At 56.9% G+C, this 1972-nt stretch carries 2 protein-coding genes; one reads left to right on the forward strand and one right to left on the reverse strand.

Annotated elements, in window-relative coordinates; genetic code table 11:
• Positions 1-83 precede the first annotated feature (83 nt).
• Positions 84-965 (reverse strand): proline iminopeptidase-family hydrolase, encoded by an 882-nt coding sequence (locus CW742_RS11345; protein ID WP_292420466.1) that lies wholly within the window; start codon positions 963-965, stop codon positions 84-86.
• A gap of 206 nt (positions 966-1171) precedes the next feature.
• Here CW742_RS11345 and rsgA point away from each other — a divergent pair.
• Positions 1172-1972 (forward strand): ribosome small subunit-dependent GTPase A (rsgA, locus tag CW742_RS11350; RefSeq protein ID WP_292420468.1); only part of this gene is annotated, 801 nt, incomplete at its 3' end.

The raw sequence follows: 1972 nt of genomic DNA on the forward strand, positions 1-1972 counted from the left end.
AGCATATGCTGAAGAAGGGGGAGCCGGAAGGGGAGTAGGGGCCGGCATAACCCGTTAATGGATTAATAAGAGAACATATCCAGTCACCCGTCATTTTCCTTCAGGAATTTCCGGACTGTTGCGAGATATTCCTGCTCCTGCTCCAGGTGATGTGAATGCGAAGCGTTCTCAAACACCCGGAGTTGTGATCCTGGCAGCTTCGTCTGGTAATACGCGGTCGTTTCCGGTGTTGCCTCATCATATCTCCCGCAGGTGAAGAGAACGGGGACCTGAATTTTATGGAGCCGTTCCGAACACTCGAAACCTTTCAGCGTGCCGGTGATGGTGAACTCACTCGGCCCCCACATGTACTGGTACACGGGAAGGGCGAACCGTTCCATTGAACGCATCAGGCATTCGGGCCAGGGATCCATCCGGCAGATATGGAGGTTGTAAAACTCCATCATCGCTTCCTGGTTCTCCGGGTCGGAAAACGTGCCGTTGGCTTCATGGTGGAGGATCGTCTCCCTTGTCTTTTCGTCGAGCTCGCTGACGTACTTCCGCTGGTCCGCTTTCCACCGTGAGGCTGACAGGCAGGGGCCGGAGAGGATGAGCGACCGGATGCCGTCGGGATTCTTTGTAAGCAGGTACCTGACGGCAAGCATGCTGCCCCAGGACTGCCCGAGTATGTGGACGGGGTCAAGACCCAGCGATTCCCGTACCGTGGCAAGTTCGTCGATGAAACGTTCCACGGTCAGGAGCGAGAGGTCTTCAGTCTTGTCCGAATTCCCGCAGCCCAGCTGATCATAGAAGATGACCGGCCGTTCATCCGCGAGTTTAGAGACGGGCAGCAGGTAATCGTGCGGAATACCCGGGCCGCCATGCAGCACCAGCAACGGGATGCCGGGCTTGTCTGCACCAAAAATTCTGTACCAAACATTCCCTCCGGAAACGGGAATGAGTCCTTCACGTGAAGTATCGGGCATGATCTGTCTTCCTCTCCCTGTCGCGCCTGCAATGATACGCGAAGCTGAATAGTGGTCGGATGTGGCGCATCATAAACCCCGAACTGCATCGGGCGAAAGTGACCACAAAGCACTTGGTCCGAAAAAAATCACCTGTCATCACAAACGTTCAGGTTTTTTTAATGAACCCGACTCTTACCGGATGCGGAGATGCGCATCCTTATACCATGGAACAGCTCGGCTGGACAGAAGAACACGAGGAAGCTATCAGTAAATTTTCGGGACCGTACATTCCGGGTCGCGTTGCGTGCCGGCAGAAGACAGTCTGGGAAGTTTTTACCGGAAGCGGGCCGGTCATAGCCGGGATCTCCGGGGCTTTGAAAAAACTCGGTCGTTTTCCGGCCGTGGGGGATTTTGTCGTCCTGCTCCACCAGCCGGAGGCCGGGTCCACCACGATCGTTTCCATCCTCCCGCAGAAGACGGTGTTCACGCGGGGAGCCTCCGGGCGCGAGGGAACGGACCAGGTCATTGCAGCAAACATCGACACGGTCTTTATCGTAACCGCAGCCGGCCCTGAGCTGAACGCCCGCCGGATCGAACGGTACCTCGCGATTGTCCACGCATCCGGGGCCCAGCCGGTGATCGTCATCAACAAATCCGATCTTGCAGATGATCCCGTCTCGCTGACCGAGACAATTATTACGGTCTCGTCCGGCATTCCGGTCATTCCCGTGAGTGCCATGAGCGGCGAAGGGATCGATTCGCTCGACCCGTATCTCGAACCCGGCAGAACAATCGTGCTTATCGGATCATCGGGTGTTGGCAAGTCCACGCTGATCAACCGGCTCATTGGCGAGGAGATGCAGAAGACATCCGGTATCCGCGAGGATGACGGGAAGGGCCGGCATACAACGACCGTGCGCCAGCTCTTCATCCTGAACAGCGGTGCGCTCATGATCGATAATCCCGGGATCCGTGAGGTGGGCATCGGGACCGCTTCGACCGGCATGGACGACACGTTCCCGGAC

This window comes from Methanoregula sp. (genome assembly GCF_002835825.1).
Lineage (GTDB): Archaea > Halobacteriota > Methanomicrobia > Methanomicrobiales > Methanospirillaceae > Methanoregula.

Excerpts from the sequence above, each read along its gene's own strand:
- CW742_RS11345 (WP_292420466.1), bottom strand. The coding sequence starts at position 965 with ATGCCCGATACTTCACGTGAAGGACTCATTCCCGTTTCCGGAGGGAAT.